Here is a 19,660-nt window from a genome sequence, read left to right on the forward strand (position 1 = left end):
AACCGCAGCCTCCTCGGTTCAGTCTCTTTGAGTGGCTTCTCTGAGTGACGGCTCAGTGGCCGCCGGGGGCTGTCCAGCCCTCCAGCACCGGCTTGCGCCAGTCGGTGCCGACGATCCGCGATTCTTCGACCCACGGCCCCAGCTCCACCTGCGGGAACTTGCAATGGATGTCCTTGAGGGTGATGCCGTAGCTGTTGCCCTCGATGAGGTGCTTCATGAGCACCTTGCGGGCGATCTCGTCCTCGCGGCCGGGCGGGATCTCGAAGTAAATCTTCAGGAACGAGTTCGAGTAGCGGTCAAACACCGCCGGCACCCCGTCCTCTTCGAGAAGTGTGATGTCCTCGAGCCAGTTGATGTCGTGCCCGGGGGTAACCGCCAGAAGATCTATGTCGGTGACCAGCGACATGTCTTCTTGGTAGGCAAACCGCTTCCCCGCCAGGACTTCGGCGTCGATGGCGACGGTGCGGGTCTCGCGTGAGCTCTCGCCTGTGTGAGCGGATGCTGCGTTCGTGGTCTGCGACATATCACACTCCCTTGTCGATCACGTAGCGGTCGAAGAGGTCGCGGATCTCTTGCATGTTCCGCTCCTCGCTGACACCCGGGATGTAGTCGGTGCCCGCGAGCGGCACCTTGGCCATGGCGGCAGCCTCGTAGGTGAGCGCGGCCAAGTCCTCGGGCTCCAGAGAATGGACATCGGTCTTGCCGCAGGCCCGGGCCAGCATCTGCACTTCCATGGTGAGTGTGATGAGGAAGTTGTAGACCCGCAATGCGGCCTCATCGACGTCGAGGCGCTTGCGCAGCTCGACATCCTGGGTGGCCACCCCGACGGGACACCGGCCGGTGTGGCAGTGGTAGCACTCGCCCGCGGGCACGCCGACCGTGCCCTCGTAGTCGGTAACGCCAGGGATCTCCTTGTTGCAGTTGAGCGCCATCAGCGCCGCCGTGCCCAGCGCTATGGCATCTGCACCCAAGGCCAAGCACTTGGCCACGTCGCCGCCGTTGCGGATGCCGCCCGCCACGACGAGGTCGATGTCGTCGGCGAGGCCCACATCCTCGAGCGCCCGGCGGGCCTCAGGGATGGCCGCCATCAGCGGGATGCCGGTCTCCTCAGTGGCCAGATGCGGTCCCGCACCGGTGCCGCCCTCGGCACCATCGAGGTAGATGACGTCGGGGCCGCACTTGGCCGCCATGCGCACGTCGTCGTACACCCGGGCAGACCCCAGCTTGAGCTGAATGGGGACTTGGTAGTCGGTGGCTTCGCGAATCTCCTGGATCTTCAGCGACAGATCGTCGGGGCCGAGCCAGTCAGGGTGGCGGGCCGGCGACCGCTGATCGATGCCCGCCGGCAGCGACCGCATCTCAGCAACCTGCTCGGTGACCTTCTGGCCCATCAGGTGGCCGCCCAGACCAACCTTGCAACCCTGGCCGATGAAGAACTCCACCGCGTCAGCCAGCATCAGGTGGTGGGGGTTGAAGCCGTAGCGGCTCTGGATGACCTGGTAGTACCACTTGGTGGACAGGTCGCGCTCTGGCGGGATCATTCCGCCCTCGCCCGAGCAGGTGGCGGTGCCAGCCATCGACGCGCCCTTGGCCAGAGCCATCTTGGCCTCCAGCGACAGCGCACCGAAGCTCATGCCCGTGATGTACACCGGGATTTCGAGTTCGAGCGGCTTGGCTGCGAAGCGAGAGCCGATGACCGTGGAGGTGTCGCACTTCTCGCGGTAGCCCTCGATCACGAATCGGGTGAGGGTTCCGGGCAGGAACACCAGCTCGTCCCAGTGGGGGATCTTCTTGAAGATCGAGAACCCCCGCATCCGATAGCGGCCGAGTTCGGCCTTCACGTGGATGTCGTTGATGACCTCGCGGGTGAAGATTCGACTCTTGCCGAGCACATCGGTGCTCACGTTGACCTCGTTCGTATCGGCCATGTCTCTTTCCCTGTGCTTGACGACGAGCCGGCGCCCTGTCGCGATGTGCGAGCTGGCGCTCGCTAGTGGATGACGAGCTTGCGCTCAGAAGGCTCGAGCAAGTCGTAGTTGTGCAGCATCTTGCCGCAGACAAATTTCTGGAATTCGGGCGGATCGCCGAGTGAGTGGATGCGGAACTTGCGCTCGATGAACTCGGTGTCGGCATCGTCCCACTCGCCGGGCACGCAGTCCACGCCCAGCGATGCCACCTTGCCGCCCACGTAGAGGGCGCCGTCGTACATGGAGTCGCCCAGGTGCTGACCCGCGTTGCCGCAGATGATCTGGCGCCCCCGCTGCATCATGAACCCGGTGTTGATGCCGACATTGCCCAGCACGATGATCGTGCCGCCCTTCTGATCGATTCCCGTGCGGGCACCCACATCGCCCTTCACGATGAGGTCGCCGCCTCGGATGGCTGCACCGGTCAGCGAACCGGCGCCGCGCTCGATCGTGACGACGCCCGACATCATGTTCTCCGCCACCGACCAGCCCACACGGCCGTTGATCGTCACTTCAGGGCCGTCGATGAGCCCGCAGGCAAACCAGCCAGGGCTTCCCTCGAAGTGAATCCGGCAGCGCTTCAGTATCCCTACCGCCAACGAGTGCTTCGAGGCGGGATTGAGCACGGTCACGTCGCTGATGCCGTCGTCGTAGATGAGTTTGCGCAGCAACATGTTGATCTGACGAATGGTCAGATCGGCTGCATCGAATCGGGCCCTGGCACCGTCGACTTCGACGTTGTCGGGCATCTCCGCATGGGGCTCCACGAGCCCCCGGGCGTCATAGGCGACCCCGCTGCGGGAACCTACACCTGCCATACCAGCACCTCTCGCTCGTAGGGATCGCGGGTTTCCACCTCGCGATGCACCAATGCTCGGATGGCCACTTCCTCGGTGGCCACCGCCACCAGTGGCTCGGACTCGAACAGCACCAACGGCTTGGCCGCCATTTCGTCCTTGGCGATTCCCATCTGGTTGCCGGTGACGCACACGTATGTGAATACGCCGTCGAGCTCATCGAGGCTGTGCTTCATCGACGTTTCCAGCGACAGGCCCCTCGACATGTACTCAGCTAGGTAGACGGCGATGATCTCGGAGTCGCACTCGCTCTGGAACCGGTGGCCATGCTGTTCAAGACGCCGGCGCCACTGGTGGTAGTTGGTGAGCTGGCCGTTGTGCACCACGGCCACGTCCGCGAACGGGTAGGCCCAGTAAGGGTGGGCACTGGCCAGGTCCACTTGGGATTCGGTGGCCATGCGCACATGACCGATGCCGTGAGTACCACGGAACGATCCCAAGTTGTACTGGTCGCTCACCGTTGCAGCGTCGCCCAGGTCCTTGATGATCTCCAGCGAGCTGCCCAGCGATAGCACCTCGCAGCCGGGCACGTCCTCGAGGTAGTCGGCCAGGGCCTTGAGATCGCCGCCGTAGCGGATTGTGGCCCGGAACGCGTAACCGGTCTCGCCGGTGACGGCGGCTACCTCGGCACCGATCTTGGCCAGGCGACTCTCCACTTCGGCCCGGTTGCGTTCGAGGCGCTCGGCCATGCCGAAGCCGGCGCTGTTGTTGGGCTCGGCCAGCACGAACCGGATGACGACGAGGTCGTCGGCCGGCCCGTACACCGCGTAGCCGGTGGAATCCGGCCCCCGGTGCTTCATCGATTGGAGCATCGCGGTGAGTTCCGCTCCGATGTCGGCGCTTCCGTCGCGGTGGATCACTCCGGCTATGCCGCACATGTTGCTACCCCCTTCGTGGGTGCGTGTGTTCTGTCTTGGTGGGTCGTGTGCCAGCCCCGCGGGATCAGAGCAGGCGGGCGGTCAGGGCAGGACGTCGAGATACTCCTCCACGTCCCAGTCGGAGACGGTGTGCAAGAACCGCTCCCACTCGTCGGTCTTGTAGTGCATGAACACCCTGTACATCTCGCCGGGCAGAGCCGCCTTGACCACCTCGTCGGCGTCGAACGCCGCAAGCGCCTCGCCCAGGTTCAGCGGGATCTTCTGCACGTCCTTGCCCGACTCCACGGCCTCATAGATGTTGCGCTCCTCGGGCGGACCCGGGTCGAGGCTGCGGTCGAGGCCGTCGTCCATGGCCATCAAGAGCCCCGCGAAGGACAGGTGCGGGTTGACCGAGCTGTCGGCCGTTCGGTACTCGAAGCGACCCGGCGCGCTGATCCGCAGGGCGGTCGTGCGATTCTGGAAGCCCCAGTCTGCGAAGACGGGCGCCCAAAAGCCTGTGTCCCACAGCCTCCGGTAGGAGTTGACCGTCGGCGCGCTGAGGCAGGTGAGACCTCGGACGTGCTCGAGGATGCCGCCGATCGCCTTCATGCCGACGGGACCGGGCAGCTGAGGGTTGTCGCCTTCGGGCATGAACTTGTTGTTGCCCTCGGCATCCCACAGCGAGATGTTGTGGTGGCAGCCATTGGCCGACACGCCCATGAACGGCTTGGGCATGAAGCACGGGAACGCGCCCATCTCGCGGCCGACCTGCTTGCACACCTGGCGATAGGTGGTGAGCCGGTCGGCGGTGAGCTCGGCCCGGTCGAATTGGAAGTTCAGCTCGAGCTGGCCGGGGGCGTCCTCATGGTCGCCCTGGATCATTTCGAGTCCCATGGCCTCGCAGTACTCGATCACCTTGTGGATGATCGGCTGCAGCTCCGCGAATTGGTCGATGTGATAGCAGTTCGGCTTGGTCATGCCCTCGACGGTCGGCTTGCCGTCGGCGTCGGTCTTGAGCCACATCATCTCGGGCTCGCAGCCGGCTCGCAGGTGCAGCCCGTGCTTGGCCTCGAACTGCGCGTGGAGCCGCTTCAGGTTGCCACGGCAGTCGGAGGTGAGGAAGGCGCCGCCGTCCACTTCTTCCTCGCGGCCCCGAAACAGCGTGCACCAGACACGGGCCGTCTTGGGATCCCACGGCAGCGGCATGAACGTCTCGGGCTCGCCGATGCCGACGAGCTCGCGGGCCTCGGGGCCGTAACCGATGTAGTTGCCGTGGCGGTCGATGAACAGGTTCGCGGTGGAGCCATAGACCAGCTGAAAGCCCTTGCGGGCGATCATCCCGAAGTGCTTGGCGGGAATGCCTTTGCCCATGATCCGGCCGGTGACCGAAACGAACTGGCAGTACAGGTACCGAATGCCGTCCGCTTCAATGCGGGCCTCGACTTCGGCGATCTGCTCTTCTCGCCCGTCTGCACCGACGAACGCCTCAATATCGGTGGCCATTGTTCCCCCTGTTTGGCTGGTTACTGAGTTCAAACGAACGGTAACGCCTCAGAATCGCCCCAGAATCCTCGCCAGCGAGTGCCCCGGGTCTCCCAGGACCTTAGCACGGATCGCCCGTCGATATCTAATCTGAGTAGCGGCCCTTTCCTCTCAGTAGAGGCATGCAAGACGAGCGACCTTGGAAGATCGGAACGTCCCGTGGCTGCCTTAGGTCGCGGCAGCGACGACGGAGACGCTGAATTCGTCACCGGCGTCAATCAGGGCGTCGAACAGGTACTGGCCGAAAGACCGATCGCAGAAGATCAGGTAGGAGGGCGCGCCGTCGGCGTCGTTGCGGGCGATGTCGCAGGTGACCTTGGCCACCGAAGCCGACGCGACGGCGCCGTCGGGTGTCATGGGATCGGACCAGTCGAGGCTGCACACCTTTTCGAGCATGCGGGCTGCGCCGCGGCCGGTTACCCGGAACAACGCCCGTCCGTGCGTCCAGTCCAGCGCCGATACGAAGTCCGAAGCGTCGAGGCCTTCGAGCTGTTCGAGCCCGGTGACCGCCGCAGACACCTCTTCAGATGTCCCCAGCACAATCCACTCGCAGGGCCGGGATCCCAGCACGAGTGCGCCGCCCGCTGCGACCTGCGATGTTCCGAACGCCGCGCCGAGCTGATCGGCTGCGGGCCCGTCGGCATCGGCCCGAACGAGCCACTTGGTGGTGGCACTGACGTCTGCGAGCGTCAGGTCGCCGCCGCTCGACATCGGATAGTTCGCCACAACCGGGCTTTCGAACACTGGGCTTTCAAGTGATGGATCGTCAGCCACGGAGACGCTCCCCTGCCGGGTCGAAGTGAGCGTGATGGTCGATCACGGTGGCGCTGATGCGTTCGCCGGAGGTGAGCAGAACCGTCAGCTTGGTGCCGCCGACCGCCAACTCCGGCTCCACCTGCCCAAGGCAGATCGACCGGTTGAGCGTGGGCGAGAACCGCGCCGAAGTAATCCGGCCCAGGATCTCGTTGGAGTCTCCTCGCACGATCTGGCAGGCCTCGTCGGGGACGATGGTCGGGTTGTCGGGCTGTATGGCCACGATCTGGGGAAGGCGCCGGTCAGCCGCCCAGACGAGCTCGGGCTTGCCGGCGAAGTCGTCCTTGTCCAGCTTGATCAGCCCGCCCATCCCGGTGCTGGGCGCCAAGGTCAGTCCGTCGGTGTCCTGGCCCACTATGAAGTGGCCCTTCTCGAGACGCATGATGCGCTGACCTTCCAGACCGAATGGCCCGATGCCGAGGTCGCTGCCAGCGTCCATGAGGGCTTCCCACACGTGTAATCCGTGCCCGGCGGGCACGTGCAGTTCAAACGAGAGCTCGCCGGTGAAGCCGATGCGCCACATGAAGCAGCCCGAAACGCCGGCGACTGTGGCCGAACGGACCGTCATGTAACCGAAGGCCTCGGGTGAAAGGTCCGCGCCTTTGGTGACCCGGTTCATGAGCTCGCGCGACTTGGGGCCGGCCACGTTGATGCTGGCGTAGGCGGTGGTCACCGGGGTCACATGGACCTGCCAGTCGGGCCGTTCGGTCTGGAGCCAATTCTCCACCCATTCCCACACGCCGCCCGCGCCCGAACTGGTGGTGGACATCACGTAGTGCTCGGGGCCAAGGCGTCCGGTGACACCGTCGTCGAGTACCACTCCGTCTTCAGCGCACATCATTCCGTAGCGAACCCGGCCCACGTCCAGCTTCATCCACTTGTTGACATACAGCAGGCTGAGCAGCTTCGGGACGTCGGGGCCGCGCAAGTCGAGCTTGCCCAGCGGTGTGACATCGATGAGCCCGACGTTCTCACGGACATTGCGCACTTCGGCGGCGGGGTCGCCGTAGTGGTCCGGGCGGATCCACTGGCCGGCCTGAATGGTGGTTACGCCGTTGGCTTCATGCCACGGATGGATGGACGAGACACGAAGCGGCTCAAACACCCGGCCGGCCAGCGCACCGAGCGTGAGGGGTGCATAGGGGGGTCGCCACACCGTGGTGCCGACCTCGGCGATCGTCTCGCCCCGCGCCTCGGCGATCGCCGCGACGGTGTTGACCGTCTCCAGCTTGCCTTGCGAGGGTCCCATCGTGGCCGTCGTGAATCGCTTGGCTAGCTCGACCGAGTCGTACCCCTCCTTGGTGGCGGCGACGAGGTCCTTGGAGCTGACGTCCTCGGAGTAGTCGACCATGCCGTGGGTGTCGGAGCGGTACAGCTCGGGATGGGCGTCACGGTCCAGCGCTGCCCGTTCGTCGGGCGCCCAGGCGGGCTCATCGCCTGCCGCCGGGAGGGCTCTGGTCGTGCGGGCCTGCAGGCAATGGCGCACGGTCGCGGCTCGGGCCGCTGCGAGGCGGCCGGTAGCGGCGCCATGGGAACGAAGTTGGTCAAGACTTCCGTCGCCGGCAATGCCCCCTGTTGCCAGGACGTTGCTCGGTGGGTCGGATGGGAAGAACCGAGCCGCGGTTGCGTCGTAGACGGGACGGTCGCCCGCCATGTTGAGCAGTGAGGTCGGGGCGGTCCAGCCGGCGGCCACAACCAGCAGGTCGGCATCGATGCGCCGGTTGCTGGCAAGCCCTGCGTCGGCGATCACGGCATTGACCGCCCGCGCAGAGCCCTGAGTTGCGCTGACTCGGCGACCGTCGCGGCCGTCGATCACGCTTGCGATCTCCACCCCGGCCCGCTCCAGGTCGGTCGCAGCCGCATCGCCATCGGAGTTGGCGGTGAACACCACCGCCCGCTCACCCGGCTTCACTCCCCACAGATTGATGAGGCGCCGGGCCGCTCCCGACGTGATGACACCGGGCCGGTCGTTGCCATCGAAGACGTAGGGCCGCTCGATGAGTCCGGGAGCCACGACCAGGGTCTTGGCCCGGGCCTTGATGAGCCGTTCTACCGCGATCGGGTGGCTGCGCTGGCAGATGCCGAGCCAGTTGTCCTCATACCGACCGGTGACCGTCGAATCGGTCAACACCTCGATATCAGAGGATTCGAGCGCCGCTCGCAGCTCAGCCAGCGCAGCTCGGTCGGCGGCGTCACTCGAATAACGGAGATGGCCGCCCACCGCATGCTCGTGCTCGACGAGCAGCACCCCGGCGCCGGCCTCGCTCGCAGACAGAGCTGCTTCGATGCCGGCTGGCCCGGCGCCGGCCACCACCACATCGGGATGGGTGTAGCGCTTGTCGTGATAGCCGTGAGGGGTGTCAATGTCGATCTTGCCGCCCGGCGCGAATGTGGCGAGCACCCGCTCGTAGGTGGGCCAGAGCCACTGCGGGCGCATGAACGTCTTGTAGTAGAAGCCTGCCGACAGGAAGCGCCCCAGAAGACCGTTCACCGCCTTTAGGTCACGGTTCAGCGACGGCCACGCATTCTGCGAGCGGACATCCATGCCGGCTTCCAGCAAGCGATGGCCTGCCCTGACGTTCGGATCGTCGCCTACCTGGACCATCAGATTGGGATCCCAGTAGTCGGCCGTGAGGATCCCCCGGGGACGGTGGTACTTCATCGAACGCGAGAAGACTCCTACGCCCGATGCGGCCAGCGCCGAGGCGATCGTGTCGCCTTCGAACCCACTGAACCGCTTGCCGTTCCAACTGAACCGCAGCTTGGCGGCGCGGTCGATCACCTCGGTGGGCTGGACGCCCTGCCGGCTCATCGTCATGCCGCACCGCCTCGCTTGTCACCCGGCAGCGGCGGATCACGAAACTCGCTGGTCGCGGTGTTGCGCTCGATTGTGAACCACCGGCGGCAACCCGACGCGCAGTACCAGGTCTCGCGCAACCACCCGGCCGGGTTGTCGCGCAGGTACAGGTAGCTCCGCCACTGCGAAGGGGACGCCGTGTTGGGGTCGGGGCGAGCATGTGACTCGCCTCCGTACCGGAGATCGGCCGAGTTGCGCGGGCCGCAGTGAGGGCAAGGCACGACCAGCATCAGTGACCCACCACAATCGCAATGGCGGCGGCGGTCACATTCACGGCACTGGGGTCAATTGCTCGATGCATCAGTGACCCACCGCCGCTGCGCCCTTTTCGCCCACTAGCTCGCCGCTGTCGAAGCGGCTCAGGGCGAAGGCCTCGATCAGTTTGGGTGTCTTGCCGGTGGCCACCGCCTCGGCCATCTGCTCACCCGACACCGGGGCCGCCTTGAATCCGTAGGTGCCCCAGCCGACGTCCACCAGGAAGCCGTCCATGGGCGTGAAGCCCATCACCGGCGAGTAGTCGGGCGTCATATCGCACAGCCCCGACCACTGGCGCAGCAGGCGCATGCGCGAGATTCCCGGCATGAGCTCGAGCACATGACCGGCCAGCCCCTCGGTGAATTCGAGCGAGCCGCGCGTCGAGTAGTTGGCGATCGGGTCGACCGCAGCACCGAACACGAGCTCGCCCCGGTCGGTCTGGCTCACATACACATGCAGCGACCCCGACACCACCACGGTGGGCAGGAACATCTTCACCGGTTCGGTGACCGCGGCCTGCAGGGGATGGGTGGTGATGGGCAGGCGAATGCCTGCCATGGCGGAGATGAGCGATGCCCAGCCAGCGGTGCAGTTGACCACGACCGGTGTAGAGATGTCGCCTCGGTTGGTGCGGACGCCAGTCACGCGGCCTCCGGCACCCTTGCCGTCGGGACCCTCGCCGCCAGTGCAGATGATGTCGGTGACCTCAGTCTTCTGATGCATCTCGACGCCCATGTGGTCGGCGGCGCGGGCGTAGCCCCACACCACTGCGTCATGACGTACCACGCCGCCGGGCGGGTGGTAGAGCGCCCCCAGGATCGGGTAGCGAGGGTGATCGGACGTGTCCAGGCTCGGAGCCTCCTTCTTGATCTCGTCGGGACCGATGACGCTGGAGTTGACGCCCTGCAGCTTGTTGACCTCGGCCCGCCAATGCATGGTGCGCAGGGAGCTGTCGGAGTGAGCCAGGGTCAAGTGGCCGCGCTGGCTGAACATCACATTGATGTTCAGGTCGACGGCCATCGAGCTGTAGAGCTGCACTGACCGGTCATAGAAGGCCACGCCGGCCGGGGTGAGGTAGTTGGAGCGAATGATGGCGGTGTTGCGGCCCGAGCCGCCGCTGCCGAGATAGGCCTTGTCGAGCACGGCGACGTTCTTGATGCCGTGGTTGCGGGCCAGGTAGTAGGCGGTGGCCAGGCCGTGCACACCGCCGCCAATCACCACCGCGTCGTAGGAACGCTTCAGATCGGTGTCACGCCAGACGCGTGGCCAGCTCGTGCCACGGAGGCCCTTCCAGGCCAACGCCGCCGCCGAGTACCGAGGTGGCCGACGCCGGATCCGGCGGGCGATTCCCGTCATCACCGTACGAGCCTAAACAGCTCTCTCGGTGAGGCAAAGTATCAATATTCGATCGATTCAGACTCAATACATATAATTGCAATGTGAACTTACGGCGCCTGCGCTACTTCACGACCGTGGCGGAGGAATTGCACTTCGGTCGTGCCGCCGATCGGCTGCTGATGTCCCAGCCGCCTCTGAGCCAGCAGATCCGGCTGCTCGAGCGGGAGCTCGACACAGCGCTCTTCGACCGCAGCACCCGGCGTGTGACCCTCACCGATGCGGGGAAGTTCCTCTATCCCGAGGCCGTGCGCCTGCTGGCTGCTGCCGACGGTGTGGAACGCCTGATGGAACAGCGCCGAGGAGGCCAGACCGGCACGCTTCGAGTGGGATTCGTCGACTCAGTTGCCTATGAGGTCATGCCACGCGTGCTTGCCGAGTACCGGCGGCGACGTCCCCGCGTCGATTTCGAGCTGCACACCTTGAGTTCCGATGAGCAGGCGCAAGCCCTGCGCGCCGGGCGCATTGACTTGGGCATCGGCCGGGCAGCCGCCGACTCCACCCATGTGGAGGCGACTCTCGTGATGCATGAGCGGCTGCTGCTGGCCGCCGGCGCGTCCCATCGTCTGTCCGAGCCGAGTTCGGCGTGTCTGCGCGACCTCGCGGGCGAGCCGATCATCGGATTCGACCGCAGCGTGTCGCCCAGCCTGCACGCCGTGCTGGCGGGGATGCTCGCCGCTGAAGGCGTCACCTACGACCCCATGATCGAGGCCACGGAGTACACGACCATTCTCGGATTCGTCGCTGCCGGCGAAGGGGTGGCCATCGTGCCAGCGGGCGTGGCGACGTTCCGGCCGCCTGGCTTGCACTATGTCCCGCTGGAGGATTCAGTTGCCTCAGTGCCTCTGTTGCTGCTCAGGGGAGCCGGCGAACCGCTGCCCCTGGTCTCGCACGCCCTCGAAGTGGTGGCCGAGCTCTACGACCCGCAGCCGCCCGCCTGATTGGCTCCCGAAAGTCGACGAAGCAACTATCGGAACTTAGAACTTGCAGGTCCAAGAAATAGAAGTGGTCAGTGCTCGCCCACTGCGGGCCGCTTGCTCGACAAGCATCGCTTAGGCCATTTCGGCGTCCGACCGCCGAGACCAAGGCGGGCTCCGGCGGCCGGCCGATCGTCGTTGTGCGTCGCTAGTTGCTGATCACGAATCGATCGCCGACCATCGTGATGTGAAAGAGCGAGAGCATGTCCATGCCCAGCAGGACGTCATAGTTGTGCGGGACGTCGGGAAGGCGCGCTGCGGTGAGCTGCCGGCCGCTGAGGTGCTCGTAGATTACGTCACTGCCATCATGGCTCTTGGCCGGAGTGCTCACTGGTACGGCGATGTTGAGAACGAACAGGTCGACCTGGATCGGTTCGCCACTGGCAGGCCCGATGTGGCTGATGCCGCTGCTCACGGCACCAAGTCCGTCGATCACGTTCTGCGAGATCAGTGTTTTCTGGGCACCGGTGTCCACCAGCGCCGTGAACGGCATGGCTTCTTCGTCAGACTCTGGTACTGCGACCTTCACTACCATGAGTACCTGGTGGTTATCGATCTCGACTTCGAATGTCGGCACGCGCTGAACTCAGTTCAGCGCTGCAGTCATGATGCCGAGATGCACGGGCTTCGCGCCGATTTCCTGCAGCGAGAATTTCCCGACGCCAAATTTTTCGCAGCCAATCGAGTAAGCGTCGCCTTCGTCGTTGTAGATGTTGACGACTTCGCGGTTGTGCATCAGCGCGAAGCGCCCGAGATGCTCGCGTTCGAGGACGGCTCGGTACTTCGCTTCGTACGCCTCGTAGTTCTCGCGTGCCTGCGAATCAGGCATCACATCTCCTCGGTTGACGCTGCGAACCCATCGTACTGAGCAAAGAACGAACGTCGGTCCGCGGCCGAACAGCATCTCGCCGACGGCTCCAGGCCGTGAACGCTGACTCACTGTCACCAACTTCAATACGGATTTGAGCTCGCGTGTCACGGCCTGAGCCGTCGCTTGCGTCCTCGACGTTTGTCGGAGTTTCTCCGAACCCTGGAATCGCGATCCGAGTCGTCGTCGGAGTGCCCGACCAGCCACAAGACAGCGCCAATGATCAAGACGGTCAAGTACAGCAAGACAGAATGAGCGAGACGACGAGTACGGCGCCGGGGGCGATCCCGTGGTGCTCGGCGGCTACCTGACTGGAGCTGTGGTGGCGCTCGAGCAGGCCACGCCGAGCAGCGCTGCGGCCGTCAGAGCGCACGCTGCGATGTATCGGCCAAGTGTGGGCGTAAGTCAAGTGCCTTCGGCGTAGCGAATGTACTGAGCTATCTGGCTCGCAATTTCGCGGTTGTACTCGTGAACCATTGAGGGCGTGACGAACCAGAACACAATCCAACCGATTCCAAAGAATCCGCCTGTGAGCAAGCATGCGATACCAAGTCCGGCCTTGCGCAGAAAGAAAAACTGGATCGAGAACAGCACCGCCAGGACGACCATGGCGACGGTGCTGCGGCGACGTCTCGCGCAACCCTCGACGAACACGTCGCGTTGGTGCTGGCCGAGGTTCGCCCACGCCGTTCGTAGGGTCGCGGGCAACTGCTTGCCAAGGTACTCAAGACGAGGGGTCGGCTCTTCAGTCCTGCTGCGAACCTATCGGCGTTCATCAGGATTGTTCGCTGGGCCGTGTAGGAGACTCAGATGGCGAGGTCGTTGAGGTTGTAGTCGCGGATGACGCGATCGAAGGTCTCGTCGCTGTAACGGAATTCGTCCTCGCGGCCGACGAAGGGGGCATAGGTGTAGCGGCGCTCGTCGGGGCGGTGCTGGGCCCGGGCGTCAATTGCCACCGCGATCACCGACGACCGCTTGAAGACGCGCTCTTCGTCGTAGACCACGGTCGCGTCGCGCGCACTCACCCGCAGCTGACCTGCTACTCCGACCACGGACGAGCGCCGGTGGAATCCGAACGTGACTGAGATCCTCGGCTCCGCCGACGTGTTCGCGTACGAGCCATGCACCATGTGCCGGTTCACCACCGTCGCATCGCCCGGTTGGCACAGCAGTGGAATGGCATCGGGCAGCATCACGCTGCCCCCATTTCTGGCCACCCGCTCTAGCAGGTCGAGACGGCCGACGCTGTGCGTGCCGGGCACCACCCAAAGTGCGTTCGCTGCCGTGGTCTCGTACAGCTGCACCTGGAAATTGAAGCCGTGGATGCCCATGTCCCAATTCGGGTTGTCCCAATGAGTGACGCCGTCTTGGTGCCACGCCACCGAGCCGCCCAGCCCAGGCTCTTTGACGAAGATAGCGTCGTTGTACGGGACGAAGTCACCGCCGTTGATGCTCTCTGCGATCGACATCAGGTCGGGATGCCCGTACAGCCGCAGCGCGGACGGCATCGACTGGCACATGCCAAAGATCAGGAACACGACATTGGGCGGGGCGTCCGCATCGGGGGCGGGTTGGTCCATCTGCACCTGATGACGACCGGCCAACGCGTCGGTGCCGCCCCACGGATCCGACAGCGGCTTGACGTGCGTGTAGGGCTCGACGGCGAAGTCACGCCCGAACGCCGGCCGGCCGGCCTTGTCTAGCTCGGCGCCTTTGTGCACCGGTGCCCGCTCGATGACCTCAGCGACGTCGGTTCGCAACTCGTCGATCTCCTCGGCGTCCACGACGCCCTCGAAGATGTAGAAGCCGTGCTGCCAGTACGCGTCTGCGATGTCGGGGTGCAGCTTGCCGTCAGGTCCGTAGCGCACCGGGCCCTTGTTGCCGATCCGGTGGGCACGATCTTCGCCGTCCGCCAGGTACTCCGCCATGTCCGCTACATGCTGGGCCCTCGTCGGCGCATCGGACGCACGAACTGGATCTGCAACGTCAGTCATCGCATTCCCCCTGCGGCATTTCCCGAATGGGCCTTCGGGTTGAGCGCGCATTCTCGGCGCCGGAAATCACCCGCTCGACGAATGGTAGCCGTGACAGCATCGGCCGGTCCTGACGCGGTCCCGCGACGAATCGCGTCTGCCTAAATTAGTCCAATATAGACTACCTACTATGGAAGAGAGCCAGCCCATGACCACCAACCTCGCCGAGCATCCGACGACCGAATCCCGTGTGTGGACGGTCGCCGAAGCCAAAGCGCGCCTGTCACACATCTTGCGTTGCGCAGAACAAGAGGGCCCCCAGCGCATCGGGACCCGTAAGACATTCGTCGTCGTGCCTGAACATGTGTGGGAACAACACACCAAGCCCGAGGTGCACTTGGGACGGTGGCTCATCGAGAACATGCCGCGTGGCTACGACCTTGAACTCCCCGACCGCCACTCGGACCGGCCGACTCCATTTATCGACTACGCCACCGACGTTCAGTGAACGGTGTCCTCCTTGACACCAACGTCGTCTCTGAGACGGCTCGGCCCGAGCCCGACGCCAAGGTGCTGGCGTTCCTCTCGAACGAATCGAACCTATGGCTTTCGACGATCGTGGTGCACGAGTTGGAGTACGGCCTCCAGCTCATGACTCCTGGGCGCCGTCGCGATGCCGTCGCCGGTGCCGTCAGATCGCTTGCCTCACAGGTGCGCAGAATTGTGCCATTGGGGTACGCCGAAGCCGAGCACGCTGCGGTATTGCGGGCTCGTGCGCGCCAAGCAGGTCGCACCCTGGAGCTCGGTGACGCGCTGATTGCCGCTACCGCCGCAGTTCGCCGCCTCACCTTGGCAACTCGAAACACCGCCCGCTTCAGCGGCCTCGACCTCGAGCTGGCAAATCCTTGGGAGTAGCAGGCAGAACAGCGGCGGCTCTGCGAGCATGAGCCCATGGAGCTTCACGAGTACGCAGACCGATTTCGCACGGCCGAAGTGACCCGGGACGACGCCGGGGTCGTCACCGTCCGCATGCATACGCGCGGCGGGCCGCTGCAGTGGGGAGGCCGCCCGCACCGCGAGCTGCCCGAGCTGTTCATGGCGCTGGCCTCGGACCGAGACATCAAGGTGGTGATCCTGACCGGCACCGGCGACTCGTTCATCGAGCTGCCTGACGGGGTCAACGCCCTCGCCGAGGGGCGGGCCAACGCCACCGTGTGGGACCGCGTCATCTGGGAGGGCAACCGCCTCGTGGATCAGATGCTGGCTATCGAAGTGCCGATGATCGCCGCTGTGAACGGCCCCGTGACCGTGCACTCAGAACTGGCCGTGCTGTGCGACGTCGTGCTGGCCGCCGAAGAGGCCTACTTCCAGGATGCTCCGCACTTCCCCGGCGGCCTCGTGCCGGGCGACAGCATGCAGATTGTGTGGCCCCTGCTGCTGGGGCCGAACCGCGGCCGCTACTTCCTGCTCACCGGCCAACAGATCGAGGCGGCCGAAGCTCACGACCTGGGCATCGTGGGCGAGGTGCTGCCCGCTGACGGCCTGATGGCCCGAGCTCAAGAAATCGCAGCGGACCTGGCCAAGCTCAACCCGATCTTGCTGCGCAACACGCGCCACGCCCTGGTGCGCCCGTTGCGGCGGGCTATGGCCGACGACCTGCACACCGGCCTCGCGCTGGAGGCGATCGCCTCGATGTCCGCCCGCGAATGGTTCCGCGACCAATCCGAGACCGCGATGTAGTCACCTGATCAAGCGGCCACTTGTCGCCGTGAGGGGTCCTATCCAAGTTCGCCCCGGTTCGCACCGACCGGAGTCATGCCAACAGCGCGAGCGCTGAGTAGCACTCCTCGGACTAGCGGCCTCCCAATAGCGGATTGCGCCAACGGAGGCCGCCGAACCGCGCAAAGTCACCGTCGTTGGAATGGACTTCCGCCTGGTGTTCGATCGCAAGCGCCGCAATGTGCGCATCGGAAACCAGGTTCCCGCCGACCCCGGCTTCGACAAGCAAGCGTCGGAAGATCGCCAAGTGCTGCGTACCAGGATTCAGCGGCATGACGCTCGGGACCGCTAACCAGTCCGACACCGTGTCAGTCGCATGCTCTGGGGTCAGGGGACGTTCGTAGAACATCCGTTGGGTCGTCAGGCGCAGAAAGCCACAGACGACGATCCACGGCAGTCCGATGCGCTCGCTCCCTCTGAGCAAGGATTCCCACCAGCTACGTGCAGCGTCGTGGTCCGGTGCCATGTCGTTGTGGGCGTAGATCAGCAGATTGACATCGGGAACGATCACTGGTCATCGGCACGTTCGGACCCAGCGCGCGCGATGCGCGCTTCCTTCTCGAGGTAGGCCTCAGTTTCGAGTTCATCCACGAGTTGGTTGAGCCGCAAAGGGTCGACGCCCGGCGCGAACCCAGTCGAATGGATCCGGACGCGGTACGGCTCGGCCGGCTGGGGTGCGTTCGGCCGCAGGCCGCAACGCAGCACGTCGTTGAGGACCCGTTTGAAGGGCTGATCCAAGTGACGCGCCCGTTCCTTGAGTGCGTCAGCAACATCGTCATCAAGCGTCAGTGTCGTCCGCATGCAGACATCATGATGTCCGATTTTTTGGATGTCAAGGTGCTATCAGCACGGGCCGCAGATGCGTGCGGAAGGAACAGACCATCAGACGTCAACTCACCAGCGCTGGAGCCGGTGCCCACAGCACTGCGGCATAGCCCAGTGGCGCGGTGACCGCGTCGCCGATCCAATTCACAAGCTGGACTCGCGTCGGGTGACTATCGGTGCCGGGCCGCAAGAGCCCAGCCGTGCGGATCGCTCGGGGCGATTCACTGGCGACCGGCTCTGCGGAACTGCCTTGACGCTCTGCGTTGCGCGCGCTGCCCTCGACGCGCAGGCCACCGGGCGGCACCACCGCGGACACCCACGTCAGCTAGCTCGGAATCAGATGCCGGCTCGTCTAAGGATTTGGATCAGCCGGTGATGGCGTCGAGAGTCTCCTCGCTGGGTGCGAAGTAGAACGAGCCCGAAGCCGGGTTCGTGTAATCGGTCATGGCATCACGGACGCCGTTGGCATCGTCAAGGCCGTACATCCGACGAAGGCGGCGACGCAGCGGAGCCTGGTCCTTGCAGAACGCCATGAAATACAACCCGACCGTGCCGTCGTGGAACGCGTACGGCGTGGAGCGGCGAGCGATCTCGTTGATCTTGTCGCTGCCCTCGTTGCCGTGGTTTCCGTCCGCGCGCAGCTCGACGTGGCTGAGGTGGCTGTAGGGCTCCTGGCTGTCCGTCTTGTCGGTCTCCGGGAACTTCTTGCGGCCGAAATTCTTCTCCTGCTGTGCGTCGGAAAGGGCGTTCCAGCCGTCGAGGTCGTGCACCCAGCGCTGGGCGATGATGTGCGCGCCGCCGGCGCCCGGCTCGCCGCCGGGGACAATCGCCGCGGCGGGCTGGTCCTCGTCGGCAGGGTTGCCAGTGCCGTCCTTGAAGCCGGTCATGTCCAGCGAGTCGCCGTAGATGAACGTGGGCGTCTCACGGGCGACGGCCATGTGGCCCGCCAGCGCCGTGCGGGCGTCGTACTGCGCCTTCCACACCTTGTCCTTGGCATCGTGGTTCAGCCACAGCAGCAGTTCTTCCTGTGTGCCCTTGGCCTCGCGCCCCGAGCCGTCTTCGGACTGCACCGTGACGTACGCCTGGAAGTCGTCCGGCACGTCGTCGGTGAGCTCCGGCAGCAGGCTGGGGCCAAAGCCGAGCGTCAGGTTGATGCCGTCTGCGTCGCACGCAGCGCGTAGATCGGCAATGGCGGACTTGATCACGCCGAGGTCGGCGCCGTCTGTGCGGCTCAGGTGGACATACCACTGGTTGGCGCCCATCTCGTTGAAGATGGCCTTCTGCGGCGTTGGCATCTGTGCTCCTTGAGGGGTCGATGATGCAAGCGAAAGCGATCCCGCCGGGCGACGCCTACGTCGGCGCCACAGCGAGATTGCGGTGCTGATCGTAGGCCAACCGCTGCCAATTGCGCACCTCCAAACTCGACACCGCGAACTCCGTCAGGCAATGACATCGGGAAGACCCTTCAGCGAGTTGCACAGACAGCATCCAGTCGCTGTCTGTGCGACCATTGCACGGGCACTCTGACAGCGTCACAAACGAAGGGGGCACCGATGAGCACCACCACACGCGAACGCGTGTACGACTCAGATCTGCCGATCCGCGACGACCTCGCCGCGGCGCACGGTGAGGTCGCCAAGCGCTGGGTCCATCCCGGAACGTGGTGGACAGCCGCCCAGCGCAGCGACATTGTCCAGCAGGTACGTGCCGCGAGGGACCATCGTGCCAACGACGGTGGCGCGCTGCCGCCATGGGTGCAGCCCAGCACGGTCGACGGGCTTATCGACACCGACAGCCCGCTGCCCGCGGCCGCCGTCGACGCGATCTGGCGCATCACCAACCATCCGGGAACACTGACCCAGGACTGGTACACCTCGATCGTCGAGCGCGGCGTCGATCCGCTCGCCTACGTCGAACTTGTCGGCGTCGTGGCTCAGGCCAATTGCGTCGATCGCTTCGCCGACGGGCTGGAGCTGCCCAGGGTCGCTCTCGGTGAACCCGACGCCGGTCCCCCCGTCCGCGAAGGCGCCCCGGCCGCAGTCGTGCACCACTGGGTGCCCACCGCCGACATTCGCTTCCCCAACGTGATCAAGGCCCTCAGTGCAGTGCCGGCCGAGAATGAGGCGCTGTTCATCCTGTCCGACGCGCAGTACGTGCCGATGGAACGCGTGCGCGGCGAGTTGATCAACGATCAGAACTCGCTGAACCGGCCACAGATCGAGTTGCTTGCGGCACGGACGTCAAAGCTCAACGAGTGCTTCTACTGAACGTCTGCCCATGCACTGCTGCTCGGTCTGAGCGGCCAGAAGAAGGAAATGGACGTCAGTTACGACGCCGTCAACGGCTCCGAAGCGGGTGACGGAGGCGTCGAGCATGGCGCGCTGCTAGCCCGCCTCGCCGAGGCCATGTGGGAAGGCGACAGCGAAGCCACCGCTGCGGCCCGTGCCGCCGTTGTCGATGCCGCAGGAGCCGATGTCATGGTCGATGCCGTGGCGGTCAGCGCCAACTTCCACATGATGACCCGCGTCGCCGACGGCACCGGCACCCCGCTGGATCCGGGCACCTACGACATGACCAGGTCAGTGCGCGATGCATGCGGCCTCAACGACTTCGTGACGCGCCGCGATCCTCAAGGCGATCGCCAGGGCGCCAGCGGTTTCTCGGACCGTAAGTAGCACCGACCGCGGGCGTCGCC

23 protein-coding genes are annotated in these 19,660 nt (G+C 65.0%); 6 read left to right on the forward strand and 17 right to left on the reverse strand.

Going from position 1 to position 19,660, the window contains the following annotated elements; genetic code table 11:
• Positions 1-52: 52 nt before the first annotated feature.
• The 9 genes from ACQY5K_RS09495 to ACQY5K_RS09535 all read right to left on the reverse strand — a co-directional run bounded on the left by ACQY5K_RS09495 (position 53) and on the right by ACQY5K_RS09535 (position 10,504).
• Positions 53-523 (reverse strand): hypothetical protein, encoded by a 471-nt coding sequence (locus ACQY5K_RS09495; protein WP_428122396.1) that lies wholly within the window; start codon positions 521-523, stop codon positions 53-55.
• Between the two features lies 1 nt (position 524).
• The gene (locus ACQY5K_RS09500; RefSeq protein ID WP_428122397.1) at positions 525-1,928 is read right to left on the reverse strand and encodes an FMN-binding glutamate synthase family protein; all 1,404 of its coding nucleotides are present in this window, start codon (positions 1,926-1,928) and stop codon (positions 525-527) included.
• A 62-nt stretch (positions 1,929-1,990) separates the two neighbouring features.
• Positions 1,991-2,785 (reverse strand): GXGXG motif-containing protein, encoded by a 795-nt coding sequence (locus ACQY5K_RS09505; protein WP_428122400.1) that lies wholly within the window; start codon positions 2,783-2,785, stop codon positions 1,991-1,993.
• Positions 2,773-3,702 (reverse strand): glutamine amidotransferase, encoded by a 930-nt coding sequence (locus tag ACQY5K_RS09510; protein ID WP_428122402.1) that lies wholly within the window; start codon positions 3,700-3,702, stop codon positions 2,773-2,775. Before ACQY5K_RS09510 ends, ACQY5K_RS09505 begins: the two co-directional genes overlap by 13 nt.
• A gap of 81 nt (positions 3,703-3,783) precedes the next feature.
• A complete protein-coding gene (locus ACQY5K_RS09515; protein ID WP_428122405.1) occupies positions 3,784-5,184 on the reverse strand; it encodes a glutamine synthetase family protein in 1,401 nt (466 codons plus the stop codon).
• 207 nt (positions 5,185-5,391) lie between these two features.
• Entirely contained in the window at positions 5,392-5,997 is a 606-nt protein-coding gene (locus ACQY5K_RS09520; protein WP_428122408.1) for a sarcosine oxidase subunit gamma, read from the reverse strand.
• Positions 5,990-8,854: a 2Fe-2S iron-sulfur cluster-binding protein gene (locus ACQY5K_RS09525; RefSeq protein WP_428122411.1), complete on the reverse strand. Its 2,865-nt coding sequence runs from the start codon at positions 8,852-8,854 to the stop codon at positions 5,990-5,992. The genes ACQY5K_RS09520 and ACQY5K_RS09525 overlap by 8 nt, the downstream gene beginning before the upstream one ends.
• The gene (locus ACQY5K_RS09530; RefSeq protein WP_428122413.1) at positions 8,851-9,123 is read right to left on the reverse strand and encodes a sarcosine oxidase subunit delta; all 273 of its coding nucleotides are present in this window, start codon (positions 9,121-9,123) and stop codon (positions 8,851-8,853) included. The genes ACQY5K_RS09525 and ACQY5K_RS09530 overlap by 4 nt, the downstream gene beginning before the upstream one ends.
• Positions 9,124-9,193: 70 nt before the next feature.
• Entirely contained in the window at positions 9,194-10,504 is a 1,311-nt protein-coding gene (locus ACQY5K_RS09535) for an FAD-dependent oxidoreductase (RefSeq protein WP_428122623.1), read from the reverse strand.
• An 83-nt stretch (positions 10,505-10,587) separates the two neighbouring features.
• On the opposite strand from ACQY5K_RS09535, the gene ACQY5K_RS09540 reads away from it, so the two are divergent.
• A complete protein-coding gene (locus ACQY5K_RS09540; RefSeq protein WP_428122416.1) occupies positions 10,588-11,484 on the forward strand; it encodes a LysR family transcriptional regulator in 897 nt (298 codons plus the stop codon).
• 184 nt (positions 11,485-11,668) lie between these two features.
• Here ACQY5K_RS09540 and ACQY5K_RS09545 read toward each other — a convergent pair whose 3' ends face one another.
• The 4 genes from ACQY5K_RS09545 to ACQY5K_RS09560 all read right to left on the reverse strand — a co-directional run bounded on the left by ACQY5K_RS09545 (position 11,669) and on the right by ACQY5K_RS09560 (position 14,382).
• Positions 11,669-12,097, reverse strand: coding sequence for a hypothetical protein (locus tag ACQY5K_RS09545; RefSeq protein WP_428122418.1), 429 nt, complete (start codon positions 12,095-12,097; stop codon positions 11,669-11,671).
• Between the two features lie 9 nt (positions 12,098-12,106).
• Positions 12,107-12,349 (reverse strand): hypothetical protein, encoded by a 243-nt coding sequence (locus ACQY5K_RS09550; RefSeq protein WP_428122420.1) that lies wholly within the window; start codon positions 12,347-12,349, stop codon positions 12,107-12,109.
• Positions 12,350-12,793: 444 nt separating this feature from the next.
• Entirely contained in the window at positions 12,794-13,096 is a 303-nt protein-coding gene (locus tag ACQY5K_RS09555; RefSeq protein ID WP_428122422.1) for a hypothetical protein, read from the reverse strand.
• 98 nt (positions 13,097-13,194) lie between these two features.
• Positions 13,195-14,382, reverse strand: a complete 1,188-nt coding sequence (locus tag ACQY5K_RS09560; protein ID WP_428122425.1) for a phytanoyl-CoA dioxygenase family protein — start codon at positions 14,380-14,382, stop codon at positions 13,195-13,197.
• A gap of 169 nt (positions 14,383-14,551) precedes the next feature.
• Here ACQY5K_RS09560 and ACQY5K_RS09565 point away from each other — a divergent pair, with 169 nt between their 5' ends.
• From ACQY5K_RS09565 to ACQY5K_RS09575, 3 genes are read left to right on the forward strand one after another with little or no spacing between them, the layout of a single operon-like run.
• On the forward strand, positions 14,552-14,869 hold the full coding sequence (locus ACQY5K_RS09565) for a hypothetical protein (protein WP_428122427.1): 318 nt from the start codon (positions 14,552-14,554) through the stop codon (positions 14,867-14,869).
• On the forward strand, positions 14,866-15,276 hold the full coding sequence (locus ACQY5K_RS09570; protein ID WP_428122429.1) for a PIN domain-containing protein: 411 nt from the start codon (positions 14,866-14,868) through the stop codon (positions 15,274-15,276). Before ACQY5K_RS09565 ends, ACQY5K_RS09570 begins: the two co-directional genes overlap by 4 nt.
• Positions 15,277-15,312: 36 nt before the next feature.
• Positions 15,313-16,101 (forward strand): enoyl-CoA hydratase/isomerase family protein, encoded by a 789-nt coding sequence (locus ACQY5K_RS09575; protein WP_428122431.1) that lies wholly within the window; start codon positions 15,313-15,315, stop codon positions 16,099-16,101.
• A 112-nt stretch (positions 16,102-16,213) separates the two neighbouring features.
• On the opposite strand, the gene ACQY5K_RS09580 is transcribed toward ACQY5K_RS09575, so the two are convergent.
• The 4 genes from ACQY5K_RS09580 to ACQY5K_RS09595 all read right to left on the reverse strand — a co-directional run bounded on the left by ACQY5K_RS09580 (position 16,214) and on the right by ACQY5K_RS09595 (position 18,260).
• Positions 16,214-16,651, reverse strand: coding sequence for a type II toxin-antitoxin system VapC family toxin (locus ACQY5K_RS09580; protein WP_428122433.1), 438 nt, complete (start codon positions 16,649-16,651; stop codon positions 16,214-16,216).
• On the reverse strand, positions 16,648-16,941 hold the full coding sequence (locus tag ACQY5K_RS09585) for a type II toxin-antitoxin system antitoxin VapB33 (RefSeq protein WP_428122436.1): 294 nt from the start codon (positions 16,939-16,941) through the stop codon (positions 16,648-16,650). The genes ACQY5K_RS09580 and ACQY5K_RS09585 overlap by 4 nt, the downstream gene beginning before the upstream one ends.
• Positions 16,942-17,029: 88 nt before the next feature.
• Positions 17,030-17,281 carry a hypothetical protein gene (locus ACQY5K_RS09590; RefSeq protein ID WP_428122438.1) on the reverse strand — a complete coding sequence of 84 codons (252 nt, stop codon included), beginning with the start codon at positions 17,279-17,281 and terminating at the stop codon, positions 17,030-17,032.
• A 49-nt stretch (positions 17,282-17,330) separates the two neighbouring features.
• Complete coding sequence (locus tag ACQY5K_RS09595; protein WP_428122440.1) at positions 17,331-18,260, reverse strand: Dyp-type peroxidase; 930 nt, start codon at positions 18,258-18,260, stop codon at positions 17,331-17,333.
• 258 nt (positions 18,261-18,518) lie between these two features.
• Here ACQY5K_RS09595 and ACQY5K_RS09600 point away from each other — a divergent pair, with 258 nt between their 5' ends.
• Positions 18,519-19,232: an alkylhydroperoxidase-related (seleno)protein gene (locus ACQY5K_RS09600; protein ID WP_428122443.1), complete on the forward strand. Its 714-nt coding sequence runs from the start codon at positions 18,519-18,521 to the stop codon at positions 19,230-19,232.
• Positions 19,233-19,280: 48 nt separating this feature from the next.
• A complete protein-coding gene (locus ACQY5K_RS09605; protein ID WP_428122445.1) occupies positions 19,281-19,640 on the forward strand; it encodes a hypothetical protein in 360 nt (119 codons plus the stop codon).
• Positions 19,641-19,660: the final 20 nt, after the last annotated feature.

Source organism: Candidatus Poriferisodalis sp. (assembly GCF_965262965.1).
Classification (GTDB): domain Bacteria; phylum Actinomycetota; class Acidimicrobiia; order Acidimicrobiales; family Poriferisodalaceae; genus Poriferisodalis.

Bases quoted from the DNA above. Each gene is read 5' to 3' on its own strand.
- ACQY5K_RS09585 (WP_428122436.1), bottom strand. From the start codon at position 16,941: ATGCGGACGACACTGACGCTTGATGACGATGTTGCTGACGCACTCAAG.
- ACQY5K_RS09495 (WP_428122396.1), bottom strand. From the start codon at position 523: ATGTCGCAGACCACGAACGCAGCATCCGCTCACACAGGCGAGAGCTCA.
- ACQY5K_RS09565 (WP_428122427.1), top strand. From the start codon at position 14,552: ATGGAAGAGAGCCAGCCCATGACCACCAACCTCGCCGAGCATCCGACG.
- ACQY5K_RS09530 (WP_428122413.1), bottom strand. From the start codon at position 9,123: ATGCTGGTCGTGCCTTGCCCTCACTGCGGCCCGCGCAACTCGGCCGAT.
- ACQY5K_RS09600 (WP_428122443.1), top strand. From the start codon at position 18,519: ATGAGCACCACCACACGCGAACGCGTGTACGACTCAGATCTGCCGATC.
- ACQY5K_RS09550 (WP_428122420.1), bottom strand. From the start codon at position 12,349: ATGCCTGATTCGCAGGCACGCGAGAACTACGAGGCGTACGAAGCGAAG.
- ACQY5K_RS09515 (WP_428122405.1), bottom strand. From the start codon at position 5,184: ATGGCCACCGATATTGAGGCGTTCGTCGGTGCAGACGGGCGAGAAGAG.
- ACQY5K_RS09505 (WP_428122400.1), bottom strand. From the start codon at position 2,785: ATGGCAGGTGTAGGTTCCCGCAGCGGGGTCGCCTATGACGCCCGGGGG.
- ACQY5K_RS09500 (WP_428122397.1), bottom strand. From the start codon at position 1,928: ATGGCCGATACGAACGAGGTCAACGTGAGCACCGATGTGCTCGGCAAG.
- ACQY5K_RS09535 (WP_428122623.1), bottom strand. From the start codon at position 10,504: ATGACGGGAATCGCCCGCCGGATCCGGCGTCGGCCACCTCGGTACTCG.
- ACQY5K_RS09595 (WP_428122440.1), bottom strand. From the start codon at position 18,260: ATGCCAACGCCGCAGAAGGCCATCTTCAACGAGATGGGCGCCAACCAG.
- ACQY5K_RS09560 (WP_428122425.1), bottom strand. From the start codon at position 14,382: ATGACTGACGTTGCAGATCCAGTTCGTGCGTCCGATGCGCCGACGAGG.
- ACQY5K_RS09510 (WP_428122402.1), bottom strand. From the start codon at position 3,702: ATGTGCGGCATAGCCGGAGTGATCCACCGCGACGGAAGCGCCGACATC.
- ACQY5K_RS09605 (WP_428122445.1), top strand. From the start codon at position 19,281: ATGGACGTCAGTTACGACGCCGTCAACGGCTCCGAAGCGGGTGACGGA.
- ACQY5K_RS09575 (WP_428122431.1), top strand. From the start codon at position 15,313: ATGGAGCTTCACGAGTACGCAGACCGATTTCGCACGGCCGAAGTGACC.
- ACQY5K_RS09525 (WP_428122411.1), bottom strand. From the start codon at position 8,854: ATGACGATGAGCCGGCAGGGCGTCCAGCCCACCGAGGTGATCGACCGC.